The organism is Bartonella sp. MM73XJBT.G (genome assembly GCF_028618435.1).
In the GTDB taxonomy this organism is placed as follows: Bacteria; Pseudomonadota; Alphaproteobacteria; order Rhizobiales; family Rhizobiaceae; genus Bartonella.
Genome location: NZ_JAQISW010000005.1, coordinates 30224 through 51540, shown reverse-complemented (window position 1 = coordinate 51540; position 21317 = coordinate 30224). Strand labels below are relative to the sequence as shown.

Annotated in this window: 19 protein-coding genes; 14 read left to right on the top strand and 5 right to left on the bottom strand. The window is 38.0% G+C overall.

The features are described 5' to 3' along the window. Nucleotides 1-438 precede the first annotated feature (438 nt). The gene (gene purD / locus PVV59_RS04190; RefSeq protein WP_273754774.1) at nucleotides 439-1713 is read right to left on the bottom strand and encodes a phosphoribosylamine--glycine ligase; all 1275 of its coding nucleotides are present in this window, start codon (nucleotides 1711-1713) and stop codon (nucleotides 439-441) included. A 90-nt stretch (nucleotides 1714-1803) separates the two neighbouring features. Between purD and ubiA the strand changes: the two genes are divergently transcribed. After that, nucleotides 1804-2808, top strand: coding sequence for a 4-hydroxybenzoate octaprenyltransferase (gene ubiA, locus PVV59_RS04185; protein WP_273754772.1), 1005 nt, complete (start codon nucleotides 1804-1806; stop codon nucleotides 2806-2808). 532 nt (nucleotides 2809-3340) lie between these two features. Here ubiA and pdxH read toward each other — a convergent pair. Continuing rightward, nucleotides 3341-3964 (bottom strand): pyridoxamine 5'-phosphate oxidase, encoded by a 624-nt coding sequence (pdxH, locus tag PVV59_RS04180; protein WP_120121839.1) that lies wholly within the window; start codon nucleotides 3962-3964, stop codon nucleotides 3341-3343. Nucleotides 3965-4295: 331 nt separating this feature from the next. Between pdxH and PVV59_RS04175 the strand changes: the two genes are divergently transcribed. The 8 genes from PVV59_RS04175 to PVV59_RS04140 all read left to right on the top strand — a co-directional run bounded on the left by PVV59_RS04175 (nucleotide 4296) and on the right by PVV59_RS04140 (nucleotide 12916). Next, entirely contained in the window at nucleotides 4296-5204 is a 909-nt protein-coding gene (locus tag PVV59_RS04175; RefSeq protein ID WP_273754770.1) for a J domain-containing protein, read from the top strand. A gap of 128 nt (nucleotides 5205-5332) precedes the next feature. After that, nucleotides 5333-6151 (top strand): enoyl-ACP reductase FabI, encoded by an 819-nt coding sequence (fabI, locus tag PVV59_RS04170; RefSeq protein ID WP_273754768.1) that lies wholly within the window; start codon nucleotides 5333-5335, stop codon nucleotides 6149-6151. 134 nt (nucleotides 6152-6285) lie between these two features. After that, on the top strand, nucleotides 6286-7374 hold the full coding sequence (gene aroC, locus PVV59_RS04165) for a chorismate synthase (RefSeq protein ID WP_273754767.1): 1089 nt from the start codon (nucleotides 6286-6288) through the stop codon (nucleotides 7372-7374). A 15-nt stretch (nucleotides 7375-7389) separates the two neighbouring features. Then, entirely contained in the window at nucleotides 7390-8493 is a 1104-nt protein-coding gene (gene ribB / locus PVV59_RS04160) for a 3,4-dihydroxy-2-butanone-4-phosphate synthase (protein WP_273754765.1), read from the top strand. Between the two features lie 7 nt (nucleotides 8494-8500). Then, nucleotides 8501-8755 carry an exodeoxyribonuclease VII small subunit gene (locus tag PVV59_RS04155; RefSeq protein ID WP_120121844.1) on the top strand — a complete coding sequence of 85 codons (255 nt, stop codon included), beginning with the start codon at nucleotides 8501-8503 and terminating at the stop codon, nucleotides 8753-8755. Nucleotides 8756-8999: 244 nt separating this feature from the next. Beyond that, nucleotides 9000-10907 (top strand): 1-deoxy-D-xylulose-5-phosphate synthase, encoded by a 1908-nt coding sequence (dxs, locus tag PVV59_RS04150; protein ID WP_273754762.1) that lies wholly within the window; start codon nucleotides 9000-9002, stop codon nucleotides 10905-10907. 15 nt (nucleotides 10908-10922) lie between these two features. Then, a complete protein-coding gene (locus PVV59_RS04145; protein ID WP_273754761.1) occupies nucleotides 10923-11666 on the top strand; it encodes a TlyA family RNA methyltransferase in 744 nt (247 codons plus the stop codon). After that, nucleotides 11663-12916, top strand: coding sequence for a class I SAM-dependent RNA methyltransferase (locus PVV59_RS04140; protein ID WP_273754759.1), 1254 nt, complete (start codon nucleotides 11663-11665; stop codon nucleotides 12914-12916). The genes PVV59_RS04145 and PVV59_RS04140 overlap by 4 nt, the downstream gene beginning before the upstream one ends. 480 nt (nucleotides 12917-13396) lie before the next feature. Here PVV59_RS04140 and tldD read toward each other — a convergent pair whose 3' ends face one another. Beyond that, nucleotides 13397-14821 (bottom strand): metalloprotease TldD, encoded by a 1425-nt coding sequence (gene tldD / locus PVV59_RS04135; RefSeq protein WP_273754758.1) that lies wholly within the window; start codon nucleotides 14819-14821, stop codon nucleotides 13397-13399. 127 nt (nucleotides 14822-14948) lie between these two features. Further along, a complete protein-coding gene (locus tag PVV59_RS04130) occupies nucleotides 14949-15530 on the bottom strand; it encodes an invasion associated locus B family protein (RefSeq protein WP_273754757.1) in 582 nt (193 codons plus the stop codon). A gap of 396 nt (nucleotides 15531-15926) precedes the next feature. Here PVV59_RS04130 and cyoE point away from each other — a divergent pair, with 396 nt between their 5' ends. The 4 genes from cyoE (at nucleotide 15927) to rnhA (ending at nucleotide 19533) form a co-directional block, all read left to right on the top strand. Further along, entirely contained in the window at nucleotides 15927-16844 is a 918-nt protein-coding gene (cyoE, locus tag PVV59_RS04125) for a heme o synthase (RefSeq protein WP_273754882.1), read from the top strand. A 201-nt stretch (nucleotides 16845-17045) separates the two neighbouring features. Continuing rightward, a complete protein-coding gene (gene ispH / locus PVV59_RS04120) occupies nucleotides 17046-18101 on the top strand; it encodes a 4-hydroxy-3-methylbut-2-enyl diphosphate reductase (protein ID WP_273754756.1) in 1056 nt (351 codons plus the stop codon). Beyond that, nucleotides 18101-19060 carry a homoserine kinase gene (locus PVV59_RS04115; protein WP_273754754.1) on the top strand — a complete coding sequence of 320 codons (960 nt, stop codon included), beginning with the start codon at nucleotides 18101-18103 and terminating at the stop codon, nucleotides 19058-19060. Before ispH ends, PVV59_RS04115 begins: the two co-directional genes overlap by 1 nt. A 5-nt stretch (nucleotides 19061-19065) precedes the next feature. Next, nucleotides 19066-19533 carry a ribonuclease HI gene (gene rnhA / locus PVV59_RS04110; RefSeq protein ID WP_273754753.1) on the top strand — a complete coding sequence of 156 codons (468 nt, stop codon included), beginning with the start codon at nucleotides 19066-19068 and terminating at the stop codon, nucleotides 19531-19533. A gap of 29 nt (nucleotides 19534-19562) precedes the next feature. Here the strand turns inward: rnhA and PVV59_RS04105 are convergent, their stop codons facing one another. Then, nucleotides 19563-20441: a protein-disulfide reductase DsbD domain-containing protein gene (locus PVV59_RS04105; RefSeq protein ID WP_273754751.1), complete on the bottom strand. Its 879-nt coding sequence runs from the start codon at nucleotides 20439-20441 to the stop codon at nucleotides 19563-19565. Nucleotides 20442-20512: 71 nt separating this feature from the next. Between PVV59_RS04105 and PVV59_RS04100 the strand changes: the two genes are divergently transcribed. After that, on the top strand, nucleotides 20513-21097 hold the full coding sequence (locus PVV59_RS04100) for a YqgE/AlgH family protein (protein WP_273754750.1): 585 nt from the start codon (nucleotides 20513-20515) through the stop codon (nucleotides 21095-21097). The last annotated feature ends 220 nt before the right edge of the window (nucleotides 21098-21317 follow it).

Genomic DNA, 21317 nt, shown 5'->3' with positions numbered 1-21317 from the left:
ATAATATGCTCATTTCATTTTTCTCTTCTAGTTAAAATTATTTTCTTGCACGTTACCAGGAGGGGATGCCCATGTGGATGAAGACCATTAAAAAAGAGCAAAAACTCTCTGATAAATTTTCTAGACAACAAGAATTATAGTAACACTGGGTGTTGGACACAACGATGGTATCGGTTTTTGTCTTTATTCAATAAAGATGGCGAAATTGATTTATACTCTCCACAGTTAATATCGTGAAATAGGAAAAAGAGCATGAGGGGTATTGTTTTGTGCGCAAATAACATGAAGTGCGTTCTTTTTAGGTATTTCATTTTTTTAAGGAAAATATACGCGTTTTTTTTCCAAAGTTATGGCGAACACAAAACAAATAAGAAAATTTGTGTATCATGCTGTTAAGTGAAAAAAGAATCAAATCGTAAAAAAAGAATACCAAAAGATTTAGTTTTCTCGTGCAATAGCGCGCCATCCGATATCACGACGAACAAAGCCTTCTGGCCAATCAATAGAATCAACAGCTTCATAAGCACGTTTTTGTGCGTTCGCAATTGTTTTTCCTGTTGCTGTTATATTGAGGACACGTCCACCATTTGCAATAAGTTCTCCATTGCACAATGCGGTACCAGCATGAAAAACTTTCACATCGGGAAGCGTGTTTACTTTATCAACGTTACGGATAATAGTTCCTTTTTGGGGAGAGCCTGGATAACCATTCGCAGCCATAACAACGGTGAGAGCAGCTTTTTCAGACCACTGAAGAGGTTTATTTTCAAGATTTCCTCGAGCAGCAGCAAGAAAAATCGGCAGAATATCCTCTTTGAGGCGCATCATTAAAACTTGACATTCAGGATCACCAAATCGTACGTTAAATTCAATGAGTTCGGGGCCTTTTTGCGTTATCATCAGTCCAACGAAGAGAATGCCTTTAAAGGGTGTGCCCATTTCATTCATACTTTTTAAAGTGGGTTCAACAATTTCTTTGAGGGTACGCTTCACCATTTCTTCGGTCATGATGGGCGCTGGTGAATAAGCCCCCATACCACCGGTGTTTGCTCCAGTATCTCCATCACCCACACGTTTATGATCTTGAGCAAATCCAAAGGGAAGAGCAATTTTGCCATCACAAAGACAAAAGAAGCTTGCTTCTTCGCCTTCAAGAAAAGATTCTACAACAATTTTGTTTTCTGCATCGCAGGAGGCACTTTTGAAGCAGGCATCAACAGCGTTCAATGCCTCTTCTATCGTTGTGGCAACCACGACACCTTTTCCAGCTGCTAAGCCATCTGTTTTAATGACAATGGGAACACCTTGTTGATGAATGTAAGCTTTGGCTTTAGCCGCATCATTAAAGCATTGGTAACTTCCTGTAGGAATATTATTCTTACGACATAAATCTTTTGTAAAAGCTTTTGAACCTTCCAGACGAGCAGCTTTTTGAGTCGGACCAAATACACAGATGTTGGCGCTATTAAGAGAGTCTGTTATACCTGCAACCAATGGTGCTTCTGGTCCTACAATCACAAGATCAATAGAATGTGCTTTACAAAAATCAATAACAAGGGGGTGGTTATCAATGTCTAAATTAATATTTTCACCAAATTCTGTTGTTGCAGGGTTTCCAGGAGCACAATATAACTTTTTGAGTAGTGGTGATGCTGCTATTTTCCATGCTAAAGCATGTTCTCGCCCACCTGAGCCAATAAGAAGAATATTCATTGCTTGCTCCTCTCATAAAAGATGATTAATCTCATCTCCTTCTCATAAGAATGAAATGTCTCTATCGCAAGACTAAAGGTAAATCATTTGATGAAAAAAAATAAAAATATTCCTCATGTTCAGTCCTATGATAGCCAAGGACGGGTTATGGATGCCTCTTCCAAACAATGGGTCTATAATTTTCTTCCCTGTTCTTTATGGTTTTATGCGCAATTGGCGCGTTGGGATCGGCCTATCGGATGGCAATTGTTAATGTGGCCTTGTTTTTGGTCAACAACAATGGCTTTTCTCTCTTATGACATGCATTATGAGCCTCTTTTACCAATTCTTCTTCATTGGGGTTGGTATCTTTTTCTTTTTTTTCTAGGATCCATCGCTATGCGAGGGGCAGGATGTACTTGGAATGATCTTATAGACCATAAAATTGATTCTCAGGTAGAGAGAACACGTTCTCGCCCATTACCGACAGGTCATGTGAGTCGGTTTCAAGCAAAAGCTTTTATACTTGTGCAATGTTTGGTTGGTTTAGGCGTTTTATCACAATTTAATAGGTTTAGTTTTTTTCTAGGCATTTCGTCTTTAATAGCTGTTGCATTTTATCCTTTTATGAAACGCGTAACCTATTGGCCACAGTTTTTTTTAGGTATTGCATTTAATTGGGGAGCATTAATGGGGTGGGCCGTTATATTTGGAAGTTTAAGCTGGCCACCAATTTTACTTTATGTTGGATCAATCTTGTGGACCATAGGATACGATACCATCTACGCACATCAAGATAAAGAGGACGACGCTACTGTTGGTATCGGTTCTACGGCACTACTCTTTGGCAAAGGAACCAAGCGTGCTTTAGTCTTTTTGTATGGTGGTTTTGTCGTATTCGTTAGTTTAGCATTTTATTTAGCTAAAGTTCCTCTATTGAGTTTTTTGGGAATTTTTTTAGCGAGCATCCATATGTTTATTCAAATTAAAGTCATTGATATAGATGACAGTGCACAATGTCTTAAGCTTTTCAAATCCAATTCGCTTATTGGTTTTGTGATTTTTGCTGGTTTAGTCTGTGGCGGTCTATGGATGATATTTTATCCTGCAGTTTAAAAACACATTAGATAAAATCATATGTTCTGTGATAATGGGGAGAGGTATGAAAATTCAAAAATACTTTTACTGATTTTTAAGTTTATGATTCTTTTGAATTTTCAAAGTTTGTTTATATTTTATTCCAGATTTTTCTGGTTTGAAATAACGAGTTCGTCAAATTTTATTGAAATAAAAATAGACTTGTAAGAGGAATGAGCAACTTTTTTAATTGAAAGTGCACTTTCTATTTATTCATCAGAATCAAAATATATATGATGATTTTATTATTCTAGGTTTTCTTTGAATATTATTTTTTCTTTTACCAAAAGTTCAAAAGTAAAGTCATCGTTTTTCTGAAGACAGTATTTTCTCTTCAAGAAGTTTATCGCTAACCATTCTTCGAGTGGGAGAGAACATTATCAACCAACGTTTATTGTAAAAATAAAATTCTTCTTTAAATGAAACAAATTATCTCTTTATTAGAATTTTGCACATAGAAAATAATCGTTTAACCGTGAGGAAAAACCTTATAACGATAAAACTTGAACGATTAAGGGTAGAGTTTTTGTCTTTTCCAATTGTTGTGTTCAACACAATCGCGGGTAAAAAGTAAGCGATCATGTAAACGAAATGGGCGATCACACCAGAACTCTATAGAAAGGGGCTTAACACGAAACCCAGACCAGTAAGGTGGTCGTGGAATTTTGCCTAGAGGATAACGCGCAGTATATTGGGCAATGGCTTTTTCGAGTACAAAACGATTTTCTAAAGGTTGAGATTGTTTTGATGCCCATGCACCAATTCGACTCCCACGGGGGCGTGATTGGAAATAAGCATCGGCTTCCTGCTGACTGACTTTTTCAACAATTCCTCTTATTCTGACCTGACGACGAAGCGATTTCCAATGAAACCCTAAGGATGCTTTCATTGATTTTAAAATTTCTTTTCCTTTTTGGCTTTCATAATTGGTATAGAAAACGAATCCTTGAGGATTATAGTCTTTAAGGAGAACCATTCGAACATTAGGGAGCCCTGTTTCGTCAACTGTTGCGAGTGCCATAGCATTCGGATCATTTATTTCGCTTATCGTTGCCTCTTCAAGCCACTTTGCAAAAAGCTCAAAAGGTTTTTGCATTTTCATAAAATGATCGTCTGTTGGTATTTTATCGCTCATAGTGTCTCCAAATGTCAGTGAGCATGGGCATTTTCTCATTTGTTTTTTCATCAAGAAGAACAGTAGCATTTTTTCTTATTTTCAAAAAGACAATGCTTTCATATATTTTTAAGGAGTATTTTTATGATGGTCTCATTCTTTTTATCTTTAGCATAGACAACAATGAGCTATATTAAATAAATATCTCATTTTATCTGGTATTTTAGTTTTTTGATAGACATATAAAGAAAAGAAGGAACTATTTTCTAGAATAGACTGATGAAGTTATGAGGAGTATTAAGAAATATATCCGTTGATATTTTGAAAACGAAAAAAATAGAAAGAGGGCAATATGCGTGATCCCTACACAATTTTGGGTGTGGCACGTACCGCAAAACCGCAAGAGATTAAATCGGCATTTAGAAGATTAGCAAAGAAATATCACCCAGACCACAATAAAGATGATGCAAAGGCTAAAGAGAAATTTGCTGAAATTAATCAAGCTTATGAAATTATAGGTGATAAAGATAAAAAAGCACAATTTGACCGCGGTGAAATTGATATGGAAGGCAAACCGCTTTATCAAGCCTATGGTGCTGGTGAAAATTTTAACAATAAACAAAATCCCTTTTCAAGAAGAGCAAAAGGATTTGACTTTTCTTCTTCAGGGGGAGCAGGTTTTGATGCGAGTGATATTTTTCGCGATCTGTTTGGAGGAAGCGGTAGCTTTTCGAATTCCACACACTATAATCATAATCGCCCTCAACAAGGGGCTCATATTCGCGCTAATCTTACCATAACATTAGAGCAGATGGTTGGTGCAGAAAAAGTGGAAGCTGTCTTTCCTCATGGAAAAAAGTTAAAAATTAAACTTCCAGATTATATTGAAGATGGGCAAACTATTCGCTTAAAAGGTCAGGGAGAAGAGGTTCCTCATGGGCAAGCAGGAGATGCGTTGATAACCATTCAGATTCAAAAACATCCCCGTTTTCGGGTTGAAGGAAGGGCGCTCCATCTTGATTTACCAGTTTCTCTTAAACATGCTGTTTTGGGAGCAAAAGAAGAAGTTGAAACATTGGAAGGACGTGTGGTCTTAACGGTACCTGCTTGGTCAAGTTCTGATCGCGTTTTGCGGTTGAAAGGAAAAGGGCTTCGTTTAAAAAATGGTACAAGAGATGATCTTTATGTACATGTTCGTGTTATGTTGCCGGAAGGTGGAAATGCTGCGTTAGAACAGTTTTTGCAAACGAAAAGGGATTAATTTTTAAAATTTTTATATATAAAAGCGTAGTTTTTGTTTGATTTTAAACCAATTACTTGAAGAAAAAGTTGACCTGTGTCATAGGCAGATGAATAATATTAATTTTAAGTAACAATGGGGCAGTACTGATGGCTAAGGGTAATGGTTTATTGTATGGTAAGCGTGGTTTAATTTTAGGGTTGGCCAATAATCGCTCCATCGCTTGGGGAATCGCTAAAGCAGCAAGTGCTGCAGGAGCAGAGCTTGCTTTTACCTATCAAGGTGAAGCAATGAAAAAGCGGGTTGAGCCTTTGGCTGAAGAATTAAAGGGGGTTGTTTGTGGACATTGTGATGTTTCTGACAGGAATTCTATTGATGAGGTCTTTAAAGCTATAGAGAAGAAATGGGGCAGACTTGATTTTTTAGTTCATGCTATTGGTTTTTCTGATAAAGATGAATTAAGTGGTCGTTATATTGATATCAGCGAATCAAATTTTATGATGACCATGAATATTTCTGTTTATTCTCTAACAGCTCTAACAAAGCGTGCAGAAAAGTTAATGGTAGATGGTGGGTCTATCTTAACACTAACCTATTATGGTGCGGAAAAAGTTGTTCCCAATTATAATGTCATGGGGGTTGCCAAAGCAGCTCTTGAGGCCAGCGTGAAATATTTAGCAGTAGATTTAGGTCCCCAAAATATTCGTGTTAATGCGATATCTGCTGGACCAATTAAAACGTTAGCGGCTTCAGGTATTGGTGATTTCCGTTATATTTTAAAATGGAATGAGTATAATGCTCCCTTACGTCGTACAGTATCAATTGAAGAGGTAGGTGATTCTGCCCTTTATTTTCTTTCGGATTTGTCTCGTTCTGTTACCGGTGAAGTTCATCATGTCGATTCAGGTTATAATATCATCGGTATGAAAGCCGTTGATGCACCAGATATTTCCGTTGTTAAAGAATAAGTTTGGTTTATAGGATTTGTATTGGACAGCGGTGTTAAAGTAGCCAAGAATATTTGGGAATAAAGAGCTGTTTTGTGTAGAGCTCAATAGGTGTTGTCATTGCGTATATTTGACAGAGAAACGGATCTTTTTTCATGTCGCATAATACATTTGGTCATTTATTTCGTGTAACAACATGGGGTGAAAGTCATGGTGCTGCTCTTGGTTGTGTCATCGATGGTTGTCCACCCGGAATTATTTTTACGCGTGAAGAAATTCAAGCTTATCTTGATAAGCGTAGACCTGGGCAATCCTTATATACAACACAGCGCCGAGAACAAGATCAAATAGAAATCCTTTCAGGAGTGATTGCTCAGGAAGACGGAATAACATTAGTTACAACAGGCACACCAATTTCTCTGTTGATTCGAAATACAGATCAACGCTCTCAAGATTATGGAGAAATTGCTCATCAATATCGTCCTGGTCACGCCGATTATACTTATGATCTTAAATATGGCATTCGTGATTTTCGAGGGGGAGGGCGTTCTTCAGCACGCGAGACAGCAGCGCGTGTTGCAGCTGGTGCATTTGCTCGTAAAATTGTCCCTCGTTTGGTTGTGCGAGGAGCCGTGGTCGCAATTGGTCCCCATAATATTAATCGTGATCGTTGGGATTGGTCAGAGGTTGAGAATAATCCTTTTTTTACAGCTGATGCAGAGATGGTTCAAATTTTTAGTGATTATATCCGTAAAATCCGTAAAGATGGTACATCTGTTGGTGCTGTTATTGAGATTGTTGCAGAAAATGTTCCAGCAGGTTTAGGAGCTCCTATTTACGCAAAACTTGATCAAGATATTGCATCATACCTTATGTCAATTAATGCGGTCAAAGGGGTTGAAATTGGTGATGGTTTTGCGGCAGCCCGCTTGAGAGGAGAAGAAAATGCCGATGAAATGCGAATGGGAAATGATGGAAAACCACTTTTTTTATCCAATCATGCTGGTGGTATTTTAGGGGGAATATCGAGTGGACAGCCGATTGTTGCACGTTTTGCTGTAAAGCCTACTTCATCAATTTTAAAGTCTCGTCACTCCATTGATGTTGATGGTCATGATGTAGATGTTATAACGAAGGGACGTCATGATCCATGTGTTGGGATTCGTGCCGTTCCTGTTGGTGAAGCGATGGTTGCTTGTGCACTTGCTGACCATTATTTAAGACATCGCGGTCAAATTGGGTGATTGAGAAGGTGAATAATGGCGTATAATGAAGAAAAAATTGTTTCTGCGCTTAAAGCTTTTGAGCGCGGTGAAATTGTTGTGGTGACAGATGATAATGATCGTGAAAATGAAGGTGATTTAACGGTTGCTGCGGCCCATTGTACAGAAGAAAAGATGACATTTATTCTTCGTCATACAACGGGTATTGTTTGTGCTCCCATGCCAAAAGAAGAAGCGCAACGGTTTAATCTTGCGCCTATGGTACAAGATAATAACTCTGCACATGGGACGCAATTTACTGTTACTATTGATTTTAAACACGGCATAACAACAGGGATTTCAGCACATGACCGTACATTAGCGGTGCGTAATCTTGCAAATTCGAATGCAAGTGCGGATGATTTTGTTCGTCCAGGGCACGTTTTTCCTTTGATTGCGCATGAAGGGGGAGTTCTCATGCGTTCAGGTCACACGGAAGCTGCTGTTGATTTATGTAAATTGACTGGTTTACCGCCGGTTGGTGTTATTGGTGAGTTAGTCAATGATGATGGAAGCGTTAAACATGGCGATCAGATTACAAAATTTGCACAGGAACATCGGTTGCACATCATAACGGTTGCAGATTTAATTGCTTACCGACAGCGTAAAGAAATATTGATCAAGCATGTTGGAGAAATGCCGATTGAAACACCTGTAGGTCCCGCTATTATTCAAAGTTATCAACTCCCTTGGGAAGCTGTTCAGCATATTGCGATTATTTTTGGTGATATCCGTGAGGGTGAGGGTATTCCTGTGTATTTACATCATGAAAACATTATAAATGACGTTTTTTGTCAATCCTCAGATATCATGGTGATGATGCAGCGTATGATGGAAAAAGAAAAACGTGGTGTATTTGTTTATTTGCGTGAAGGATCTGTTATACAATCAATGATTGATATCCAAAACATGGCAAGAGACAGTTTAGAAAAGCATGTGCAGGCGATTGAACGCGAAGAAGAATGGCGCAAAATTGGTTTAGGATCACAAATTTTGAAATATTTAGGAATAGGCTCTGTTATTGTTTATGCTTCTAAAGAGAATCATTATGTAGGTTTAGAAGGTTTTGGAATTCGTATATCTAGAACAGATATTTTTTGAGGTTCATATGAAAAAAGAGATACAAGAGGGGGATATTACAGCCTTAAGCTTTGAGCAAGCGCTTAAACAACTTGAAGTTATCGTTGAAAACTTAGAACGTGGCGATGTGCCTTTGGAACAATCCATTGATATTTATGAACGTGGTGAAGCGCTTAAAAAACATTGTGAGAAACTCTTGAAAGTCGCTGAAGCCAAAGTTGAAAAAATTCAGCTTTCACAGGAAGGTTCCCCAGAAGGAGTAGAGCCGCTTGATGCGCAATAATATTAAATATTTTTGGATATTTATTATGGGGCTTAAAAGATGCAATAATCTTTGTTTATAGAGAGCAAATTTTATTGATTTCTTTTTTATAAAATAAGTTAAAAATAGGAAAGATCATCAATCATCTCAAAGAGAGAAGAGTATTTTTTAGTAAAAAAGATGTAAAACGCTCAATAAAAGAGTAGAAAAGATATATTTTTATTGTTGCTTATCTCTTGAGTTAAAATAATAGAAAGGATTTTTTTTGTCTCAGGTTTTAACACCATTGCTTGACCGTGTTTGTTTTCCGAAAGATTTGCGGGCATTACCTGAGTCTGATCTGGTCGAATTGGCTGATGAGTTGCGGAGGGAAACAATTGATGCGGTTTCTGTAACAGGTGGTCATCTTGGAGCGGGACTTGGTGTTGTTGAGCTTACGGTTGCCTTACATTATATTTTTAATACACCAGAGGATAGGATTATTTGGGATGTTAGTCATCAAACCTATCCGCACAAAATTTTAACAGGGCGTAGAGAAAAAATTCGCACATTACGTCAAGAGGGGGGACTATCAGGTTTCACAAAACGTTCAGAAAGTGTGTATGATCCATTTGGAGCAGGGCATTCATCGACTTCTATTTCGGCGGGGCTTGGCATGGCGGTGGCAAGTGCTTTGAAAGAAGAGATAAAACGCAATATCATTGCTGTTATTGGGGATGGTGCAATGTCCGCGGGTATGGCTTATGAAGCAATGAATAACGCTGGTGCTTTGGATGCACGCTTGATTGTTGTTTTAAATGATAATGATATGTCTATAGCACCGCCTACAGGTGCTATGAGTGCGCATCTTGCACGATTAGTCTCTCGTCCCTCTTATCGTCATCTGCGTGAACGCGTAAAGATGTTGAGTGAAAAATTGCCAAAGTTTTTTTTGGATAAAGCGCGTCGTTCAGAGGAATTTGCGCGTGGTCTTTTGGTTGGAGGAACGTTATTTGATGAGCTTGGCTTTTATTATGTAGGCCCCATAGATGGGCACAATTTTGGGCATTTATTGCCTGTTTTAAAAAATGTCCGTGAATATCCTAATGGTCCTGTTTTGGTGCATGTTGTAACCCATAAAGGAAAGGGGTATCTACCTGCAGAAGCCTCGTCTGATAAATATCATGGTGTTAACCGTTTTGATGTCACGACAGGAAGACAGGTTAAAGCATCAAGTAATATTTTACCCTATACCAAGGTATTTTCTAAAGCTTTAATAGAAGAAGCCTGCCATGATGATAAGATTGTTGGCATAACGGCAGCGATGCCAACAGGGACAGGACTTGATGCTTTTGCCGAAAAATTTCCTAAAAAGATGTTTGATGTTGGGATTGCTGAGCAACATGCTGTAACTTTTGCGGCCGGACTTGCTTGTGAAGGGTATAAGCCTTTTGTTGCAATTTATTCTACTTTTTTACAGCGTGCTTATGATCAAATTATTCATGATGTATCAATTCAAAAGTTACCGGTACGTTTTGCCATTGATAGAGCAGGTTTTGTGGGTGCTGATGGTGCAACGCATGCTGGCAGTTTTGATATTGTTTTTTTAGCGACACTTCCTGAGTTTGTTGTTATGGCGCCTTCAGATGAACTTGAACTGATGCATATGGTGCGTACAGCTGCAGCTTATGATCAGGGGCCCATTTCTTTTCGTTATCCACGTGGTGAAGGTATTGGTGTAGATTTACCGCAACGTGGTGCGCTATTAGAGATTGGAAAAGGACGTATTCTGTGTGAAGGAAATAGGATCGCCTTGGTGTGTTTTGGAACACGGATGTCAGAAGTGTTGAGAGCTGCTGATATGTTGGGAGCTAAAGGGTTATCGACAACGGTTGCAGATGCACGGTTTGCAAAACCTTTGGATAAGGATTTGATACGTCGTTTAGCCCGTGAGCATGAAGTATTGGTGACCATTGAAGAAGGGGCAATCGGTGGATTTGGAGCGCATTTATTACAATTTTTAGCACAAGAAGAGCTTTTAGAGCATGGTTTAAAAATTCGTACACTAAAACTTCCTGATGAATATTTGAATCATGGTTCACGAGAAAAAGTTCTCTCAACGATTGGGCTTGATGCTATAGGTATTGTCAATACGGTATTGACAGCTTTGGGGCGCGAGATTTTAACAAGATAAAAACTCGAGTATGAGATGGCTTTCAAAAAAAGGCTCGATATTCTTTTAGTTGAAAAAAACTTTTTTACGACACGTTCCCGCGCACGTGATGCTATCATGCGTCAAACTGTTAAAGTTAATGGTGAAGTCATTTTTAAAGCAGGGCAAACCTTTTTTGATAATGCAGAGATTGTCGTTTATGATCCAGCACAGAATTATGTTTCACGGGCAGCATTAAAATTGATTGCAGCACTTGATGCATTTCCGATCGTAACAGATAAAGTGACGGCCATTGATGTTGGTGCATCAACAGGTGGTTTTACACAAGTTCTCTTAGAACGTGGAGCAGCACATGTCATTGCTGTTGAGGTTGGGCATCATCAATTTGATAAACGTTTATTGGGCAATAGCGCTATAACCTTATTAGAAGGCCTGAATGTTAGAGATCTTCAACAGCAACATTTAGGCGGGCGGGAAATTGATCTTATTGTTTCAGATGTTAGCTTTATTTCTCTCAGACTTGCATTGCCTCCCGTTTTGTCTTTAGCCAAAAAGGGAACACAAGCTGTTTTATTGGTAAAGCCTCAGTTTGAGGTTGGTCGTAAACACCTTGGTAAGGGAGGAATATTAGATCCATCAAGAGCTAAAGAAACCGCTGAAGAGCTTTTTGTCTGGTTAAATACTCAAGCAGGGTGGCGTGCAAAAGATTTACTTCCTTCCCCCATTACAGGTGGTGATGGCAATGTAGAATATTTACTATTCGGAGAAAAACAACAGTGAGTGACAATGTCATAATCGACCATATAGGAGCAAATGGTTATGGTGCTGCTAAGACGCCGTACGGCTTAGTTGATGTTCCTTTTACTTTGCCAGGAGAGTGTGCAGAAATTATTGTTCATGGAAAATATGCAACATATATAGCATTAAAACAAAAATCACCAGAACGCATTGATGCTCTTTGTCAGCATTTTGGAGAATGTGGAGGCTGTACCCTTCAGCATTGGCGTGCGGATGCTTATCGCGTATGGAAACGACAATTGGTTGTTGACGCGCTTAAAAGCTATGGAATTAATAGCATTGTTGCACCTTTAATAGAATGTAAACCCTATAGCCGACGACGGATAACCCTAACGGCATCCATGACCCCACAAGGTCAAAAAGTCGGTTTTAACCGTTATCTTTCTCATGAGATTGTAGCTCTTGAGAAATGTCCAGTAAGTCTTCCAGAGCTTATTGCTCAGTTGTATAATATCAGAGAGCTCTGTGCTTTTCTAAGCCGTTCTGTCAAACGGTTTCATGTTACGATAACATGTGTTGAAAATGGCGTAGATGTTGCTTTAAGTGGTTGCGTTGTAAACCATGAATCACTTCGTCAGAAAATGATCAATGCAGCTCTTTCTTATGGGATTACACGCTTATCTGTTGACGATGAAATTTTGATTGAACGAGAAAAACCAGTTATTTACTTTGGAGATGTCCGTGTTGAATTTCCTTCTGGTGGTTTTCTTCAAGCAACCTGCGAAGCCGAAAATATAATGGGTAATATTATTTTGACTCATTTAAAAAAAGCAAAGAATGCTCTTGATTTGTTTTCGGGGGTAGGAACATTTACCTTGCGTATGGCAAAAAAGATGAATGTTCATGCAGTAGAAAATAATGAGAGTGCATTAGAAAATTTAGCTTCAGCAGCCCGTTTTTCAACTGGTTTAAAAACAGTCACTTGTGAAAAACGCGATCTTTTTCGCTATCCACTTTCTGTAAAGGAACTTGAGTGTTTCGAGAGTGTCGTTTTTGACCCTCCTCGTGCAGGAGCAGAAGAACAAGTCCGTGAACTGGCGAAGGCAACAATACCTCTTATCGTGGCAATTTCGTGTAATGCTGCTACATTTGCGCGTGATTTATCTCTTCTTATTTCAGGGGGATATACAATAGAAAAAATCACACCCATTGATCAATTTTTATGGTCATCCCATATTGAAATTATTGCTATTTTGAGCAAAAAGAAAAAGAAGAAAGGCTGGAAGCTTTAGCCTAAAAATTTTTTTAACGCTATGAAGATTCTAAAAAAGCTTATTTTCATATTATTATAAAAATCTCCTCAAAATTTATCTACAATAATAATTTTTTTCATTGAGTTAAGAGCACTGAATAGGAATCTTGCTTATTTGAGACTTTTTTTATTATGAAACTATAAAAGATAGTGTTACTCCACATAAAAGATGAACATATTACAAAAAAGGTATATTTGAGGGGATATCCAAACAAGCCGGCACCACCATTATATTTGCCATCCCCCAATATTGTGACAGGCTTTAGCATTTGAGATGGTTTTGATTGATTCAAGATATACAGACCTAAAATAAGAGAATCCTAAAGTATAAAGGTTCTCATTCAAGTTGAAGAACCTTGGATTATCTTTAAAATCAACGCATTGCATACAAAAAGTATTCTCTCTCATAAATCGTTTGAATAGATGGGAAGAGGACAATATTATGCAGAAATGAGCAAACTTATTCTTTTATAAGCGCAGTTCCACCGATTGTCATATTATTGATTCGCAGATGAGGTTGCCCAACACCAACAGGAACATTTTGCCCTGCTTTTCCGCACATACCAATACCATTATCCAGTTTACTATCATTTCCAATCATAGTAATACGTTTCATAGCATCCGGTCCATTTCCAATAAGAGTTGCACCTTTGATTGGTGCTCCAATTTTACCATTTTCTACTCGGTATGCTTCAGTACATTCAAAGACGAATTTTCCAGAAGTAATATCCACTTGTCCTCCCCCAAATGAAACAGCATAGATACCACTTTTAAGGGAAGAAATGATTTCTTCAGGTGTTTTATCGCCTCCTAGCATGATTGTATTGGTCATTCGTGGCATTGGGGCATAAGCATAGGATTCACGCCGTCCATTTCCAGTTGATTTACTTCCCATAAGTCGTGCATTAAGCCTATCTTGCATAAAACCAACGAGTTTTCCATCTTCAATAAGAACGTTATATCCTGAAGGGGTCCCCTCATCATCAATAGTTAGAGAGCCTCGGCAATGAGGAATTGTTCCATCATCAACAACTGTCACACCTTTTGCGGCAACTTGTTGTCCTAAAAGTCCAGCAAAAGCAGATGTTTTTTTGCGGTTAAAGTCGCCTTCTAAACCGTGACCTACGGCTTCATGAAGCATAACACCAGGCCATCCATTGGCTAAGACAACATCAAATGTTCCTGCAGGTGCTGCTTCTGCTTCTAAATTTGTTAAAGCCATACGTAAGGCTTCATCTGCAGCTTGCTTCCAATTATCTTCACAAATAAATTGGTTAAATGCTTGTCGCCCCCCACATCCATAAAAACCATTTTCACGTTTATTGCCTTCAGCTGCAACCACAGATATAGAAAGCCGTACAAGAGGACGAATATCGCGAACCAAGTATCCATCTGCACGTAAAATTTCGACATGTTGTAGTGAGCCAGAAAGAGAAACAGTCACTTGATGCAATTTATCGCTTTTTGCCCTTAAATAAGCATCAATTTTTTGCAAAAGAGCACTTTTTTCTTCGAAGGATGGAGCATCAAGGGGATTATGCGGTTGATAAAGTCTCTTATTTGTTTGTTGAGGAGCTATGCTATAAGGTCCAGCGTGATTATTATAGGTAACAGCTTTAGCTGCTTCACAAGCGCGGTTGAGTGCAGCAGCTGATAATTCGCTAGAATGTGCATATCCAGTCGCTTCTCCAGCAACGACACGCAGACCAAATCCCATATCTTGATGAAAAGAGCCGTTTTTAAGTTGTCCATTATCAAATAAAAGGGTTTCGCTTTCTTTATACTCGAGGTAAAGTTCGCCATCATCCGCATAATGAAGTGCTTCCTGTACAAGCGATTGCACTTGAGATGCAGCAATATCAAAATGATCAATCAGCGATTTCATAAGAGTTATCCTATTTTTATTGGGGGCTTAAAAGATTTTTATTGATCTAATTCAAGAAGTTCTCAAAATATATGAGGAAACTTTAATCATCCCATGTGCGTTGATTTTCCATATACATTGATTTCATTCATGTGGGTAAAGTTGCATAGGCATCGCCAAGACCATGTAGGTCAACGAGGCCTCCAATTCCTTGTTCAGGGGTCGTAAAGACAAAATAGGTTGCCATTTTTCCTTTTAAAAAGAGTTGTAATATATCGTCTTTAAGAAAAGCTTCAGCAACACAATTATCACCAAGACAACGACGATATTCCATTCGTCCCATATTTTTACCGTCAATTTTAATTCCAACGCCAGGACGTAACTCAACGCGAATCGGAACAAAAACACGCATTAAAGCCCCTTGCTTTTGAGGAAGTTTATAAAATGTAACGCGCAAGGTAATATCATGACGCCCCTGTGTATGGATGTTTTGTACAACTTCACACTGCATATTAGGTGTCCCTGGTGGGAGAGCACAAACCTTTGTCCATGCACCATAGGTTTGTGGAGCGGGAACATTTTGCGCATAGGGCGTTTGTGCAAAAGCATGATTGATCAAACTGCTAAAAAGTGTGTGAAGAACAGCACCAATAAAAAAAACTTTTTTGAGTAATTTATAAAGTATCACAAAAAAAATCCTATTCGATTCAACATATACACAATCATGCATAGATTTACATAAAAAATGAATCCCCCACATAAAACCTATAACACAAAACTAGTATTTACCAAATATAGTCACCTCTATGCAAGAAATAAAGGAAAATGAGAAGAAAGAGCATTTTATAGGAGATAAATTTTAGCATGGTTTTATGATGTTTGGTAGAATACATTTTTATGATAAATTTGTAATGTAAGAGAAAATGTTGATTGAAAAAATATATTTTTGTTGCAAATATCCTATCTATTTTTAGGGGATGCGTACAAGAAGGGGTATGCTATATTTTCTTTTCTCAAAAATACGATTGGTCTTAAGGGGTCATTCTCATACGCTAGATAGTAAGATAGTATTTGCCAAATAATATTTGTTTGTGAATGATGAAAATGGAAAAGGGTTTTGAGTGGAATGTTTGTTTCAGGAGAGTTATCGGTTGCGAATGGTAAATCAATGCCACCAAAGTCCAGTATTGGTGATTATATCACATTATTAAAGCCACGCGTTATGTCACTTGTGGTCTTTACGGCGCTGGTTGGTTTAATGGTGTCTCCCCTTCCCATTAATCCGTGGTATGGTTTTTTAGCAATTTTATGTATTGCTGCTGGCGGCGGCGGTGCGGGAGCACTGAATATGTGGTATGATGCTGACATTGATGCCGTGATGGAACGGACCAAAAAGCGCCCTATCCCTATGGGTAAAATCAGCTCCCAAAAGGCATTTATTTTTGGCATGATTTTGTCTCTGCTTTCAGTTTTGGTTATGGGAAGCTTCATTAATTGGTTTGCGGCATTTTTTCTTGCGTTTACAATTTTCTTTTATGTCGTTATCTATACAATCTGGTTAAAGCGTATCACACCACAAAATATTGTTATTGGTGGTGCTTCTGGAGCTTTTCCACCAATGATTGGATGGGCTGTAACAACAGGGACAGTAAGTTTTGATAGTTTTTTATTATTTTTAATTATTTTTATGTGGACCCCTCCTCATTTTTGGGCTCTCTCTCTCTTTTCATCTCTTGATTATGAGGCTGCAGGTATTCCGATGATGCCTAATGTACGAGGCGAATACTCAACAAAAAAACAAATCTTATTTTATACTATTTTGATGGTACTATGTGCCGCTTTCCCCTATTTTACCGGTCTTAGCGGAGTTTTTTATGGTATCTTCTCGACAATTTTAGGCATTATTTTTATTTATTATGCCTATCGTTTGTGGAAAGCTGATACCCATGACGAAACTATTTTGATGGCCAAAAAGACGTTTTTCTTTTCGTTACTTTATTTGGCTGCGATCTTTGGAGCTCTTTTAATTGAATCTCTTATTTAGCATTTTATTGACCTTTAGGAAAATAAAGTGAAAAAGTAAATTTTAAAAAAGCTTTTCTACAAGAAAATGTTGTAAGAACACACTCACTATAGAGTGCGTTCTTATGCAAAAGATGATATTGCACGTTTTTTTAAATATTGCTTATTCATATACAATGATAGCTTGTTTAAATATGAGACTAAAGCTGATGAAGGATGATTTATGTCTGGACTTCCCCCTTTAACGATACGTCTTTGTGGTCCACGTGGATTTTGTGCAGGGGTTGATCGTGCTATCCAGATAGTTCTCCTTGCATTAAAAAAGTATAGTGCTCCCGTATATGTTCGTCATGAAATTGTACACAACCGCTATGTGGTTGAGGGATTACAGCAAAGGGGAGCTGTTTTTGTTGAAGAGCTTGATGAGATTCCAGAGGAACATCGTGGTCAACCGGTTGTTTTTTCTGCCCATGGTGTACCAAAATCTGTCTCAGAAGAGGCACGACGTTATAATTTGTTTTATCTCGATGCAACGTGTCCATTAGTTTCGAAAGTTCATAAACAAGCAATACGGCATCAACGTCATGGTCGTCATGTAATATTGATTGGTCATGCTGGTCATCCTGAGGTTATAGGGACAATGGGACAGCTTGAAGAGGGGGCTGTAACGCTTATTGAAACGATAGAAGATGCTTTATATTATCAACCAAGTGATCCAGATAAATTAGGATTTGTTACACAAACAACGCTTTCTGTTGAAGATACAGCAGGAATTCTCAATGTATTACAACAACGTTTTCCTACATTAGTAGCCCCAGCGGCTGAGTCAATTTGCTATGCTACAACGAATCGACAAGATGCGGTTAAGGCAGCAGCAAAGGGGAGTGATTTGTTTTTGATTGTTGGAGCGCCAAATTCTTCTAATTCACGACGTTTGGTAGAGGTTGCCAAAAAGTCTGGTGCACGGCAAGCCATTTTAGTTCAGCGTGCTGATGAAATTAATTTTGAAAACCTAAAAGCTCTTTCTGTTGTTAGTCTTTCAGCAGGGGCTTCAGCACCTGAAATTATTATTGATGAAATTATTTCAGCGTTTCGTGCGCGTTATGATGTGACCATAGAATTAGCTGAAACAGTGGTAGAAACGGAAAGATTTTTAGTGAGTCGTGAATTACGTGACGTCATTTTAACACCTCAAGATATGGCATTTGTGAATGGTCAAACAAATAATGAAAAAAATGAAAATAAAAATACAGACCTGTCTACAACGAAAGCAGAATAATGGCCGTTTATACAGAAATTCATCCAAGTGATTTAAAAACATTTTTAACACGTTACGCAATAGGATCACTTTTGTCTTATCAAGGGATAGAGGAAGGGATTGAAAATTCTAATTTTATGCTGGAGACAACACAAGGGCGGTTTATTTTAACACTTTATGAAAAGCGTATTTCAAAAGATGATTTACCTTTTTTTTGTCGCTTGATGCAGCATTTGGGGCAACGTGGAATTTCTTGTCCGCAACCCGTTATTCAAAATGATGGAACGATGATCGGTGAACTAGCAGGACGTCCTGCTGCTATTATTACTTTTCTGGAAGGAAAGTGGGTCCGACAGCCTGATATAGGTCATTGTGGCGAAGTAGGTATGGGGTTAGCGCAATTGCATTTAGCAGGGCAGGATTTTACACTCAGTCGTAAAAATACGCTTTCTATTATGGACTGGCAGGACTTATGGCAACGTTGTCAAATCACAGAAGATGCATTGTTAAAAGAGTTTGGACAAAAAATTGAGTCGGAATTGGCTTTTTTACAAGAAAATTGGCCATTCAATTTACCAACAGGCATTATTCATGCAGATTTATTTAATGATAACGTCTTTTTTGTGAATCATCGTCTTTCTGGTATAATAGACTTCTATTTTGCTTGTAATGACTTTCTTTCTTATGATTTAGCGATTTGTTTAAATGCTTGGTGCTTTGAACTTGATCATTCCTATAATCTTAAAAAAGCACGTAAATTAGTGGAAAATTATCAAAAAATAAGACCCTTGATCCCTTTAGAATTGGACAAGATTATTTTATTGACTCGCGGTGCGTCTTTACGTTTTTTACTCACACGTCTTTATGATTGGTTTAATACACCGCTTGGTAGCTTGGTTATTAAGAAAGACCCATGGGAGTATTGGCACAAACTGTGTTTTTTCAGTAACGTAAATTCGCTAAGTAAATTAGGCTTTTAAATTTCATGGCTCGTCAACAAAAAATCGTTGAAATTTATACAGATGGTGCTTGCTCAGGAAACCCTGGAGTTGGAGGCTGGGGAGCAATTTTACGTTGGAATGGTCATGAACGTGAGCTTTATGGCGGTAAGGCTCATACAACAAACAATCAAATGGAACTCATGGCCGCAATTTGTGCATTAAAGGCGCTTAAAGAGCCCTGTTTGGTCGATCTTTATACAGACTCAGTTTATGTGCGTAACGGTATATCTAAATGGATTGAAGATTGGAAAACGAATAATTGGCGTACCGCATCAAAAAGTCCTGTAAAAAATATGGAGCTATGGCAAGCTCTTGAGGGTGCTTGTTCTTGTCATACAGTCAGATGGCACTGGGTAAAAGGTCATGCGGGACATCCAGAGAATGAACGTGCTGATGCTCTTGCTCGCAAAGCAATTGCGCAATATCGCGAAAATGGGCGTTTTCCAGAATAATTAGTTGTTTAAGGAACTTTCCTCTTTTATCATGGGATAGCAAGAGGCTTTGATTGCGTATGGAATATAAATGTTCCACTTAAGGCGTGATCTTTAAAAGAAATTGTATAAAAAATTTTATGGTTGTTTTTTTCTGGTACGAAATAGAGTGGAGCGCTAAAGAGTGTATATTTTGCATTCTCACTGATTTTTTTTGCTACTCCAATTTGCATTTCTCCTCCATCTAAAAAGAAAGAGCGAGGCATGGTTTTATTGTTATTTTGTATTTTTATCAGAAGGGTATTATTGTTTTTTTCGGCACTTATTTTTAGGGCATTTTGCGTCATGTGCGGCAAAGAATCTTGAGCTTTTTTTAACAAGGAGATGGGCAGAGGTTTGTTTTTAAGAGCAGATGACAAAAAATCAAAGTTAACAGTCAAAGGAAGACAGATTTTATGGCATAATCCAAGAGTGAAAGTACCGCTTAAATTTTTGCTTGAAGAAGATAGATTAAAGGATAATACCACTTTATCTTTATAGCCTAATGACCAATCATTTTCTGTTTCAAAAAGCTGTGGAGTAGGGTAAAAAATTTCATAAGAAACTTGTTGGTTGAAATTAAAAAAAGGTGCCATTCCTGAATTACCTGGATTACGCCAGTACGTTTTCCATCCTGGTTTGAGCACAATTTCAATAAAGCCTTCTCTCACTTCAGAAAGAGAAGGTTCAGTGATTGCTAATCGAATACGCCCCCCCTCTGTTTCATACCAAGAGGTTGAGAAAAGCTTGAGTTTTTCTTCTGTTTGAGCATTTACAGAAATGTTAAGTAATTCTAAAACTATGAATGTTAAACTTAAAGTAACGAAAAGCTTTTTATAAAAGAAAGTTGCGATATTTTTTAAATTTGTAAATATGTGACTTTTTTTCATTGGAGTTTTATTTTCCTAGTGTACTAAATGGACGAACTTTTATCATGTAAATTATGGAGAATAACAGATTAATGAAGCAGTGTAATGGCTTTTTGGGTGGACAATTACTCATAGCAATGCCTGGGATGAATGACAAACGCTTTATTCGTTCTGTTGTTTATATCTGTGCGCATTCTGATTCTGGGGCGATGGGCATTATACTCAATCAATTACATCATATTGATTTTCCAGAGCTTTTGCTTCACCTTGGTGTGATAGACAGTGGGCAAAAAAAACAGCTTTCTGAACCAATAAAACAATTTCCAGTTCGCTATGGTGGTCCTGTTGATCCTTCGCGTGGTTTTGTCCTTCATTCAGATGATTATGCTTGTGAAGAAACTGTTTTTATTGCAGATAAGGTCTGTTTTACGGCGACAATTGATATACTAAAAGCGATCAGTTGTGAACAAGGTCCACAACATGCACTGGTAGCATTAGGTTATGCTGGATGGAAAGCGGGGCAACTTGAGGCAGAAATTTCTACAAACGGTTGGTTAATCAGTTCGACATCACCTAGTTTTCTTTTTGAAAGTGATTTAAGTTGCAAGTATGATAAAAGTTTAACACGCATGGGGATTGATCCAATCTATCTTGCTTCTGAAATGGGACACGCGTAGAGTTTTTTTCTGAGCTTTTTAACTTTACACGTTATTCTATCCCTTATGTTTTTATTTTAAGGAAATATTCCTCAGTACGCCCAAACTCATTTCGCGATGGCATTTATGAGTGGTTTTACAGTAAATCCACTAAGACTCCCATCTTTAAGCTTGTAAGGCAATAAGCTGGGTACTATCGTTATATTTGTAGTCCTTAATGTTGCAACAGCGCTTGGCAGTT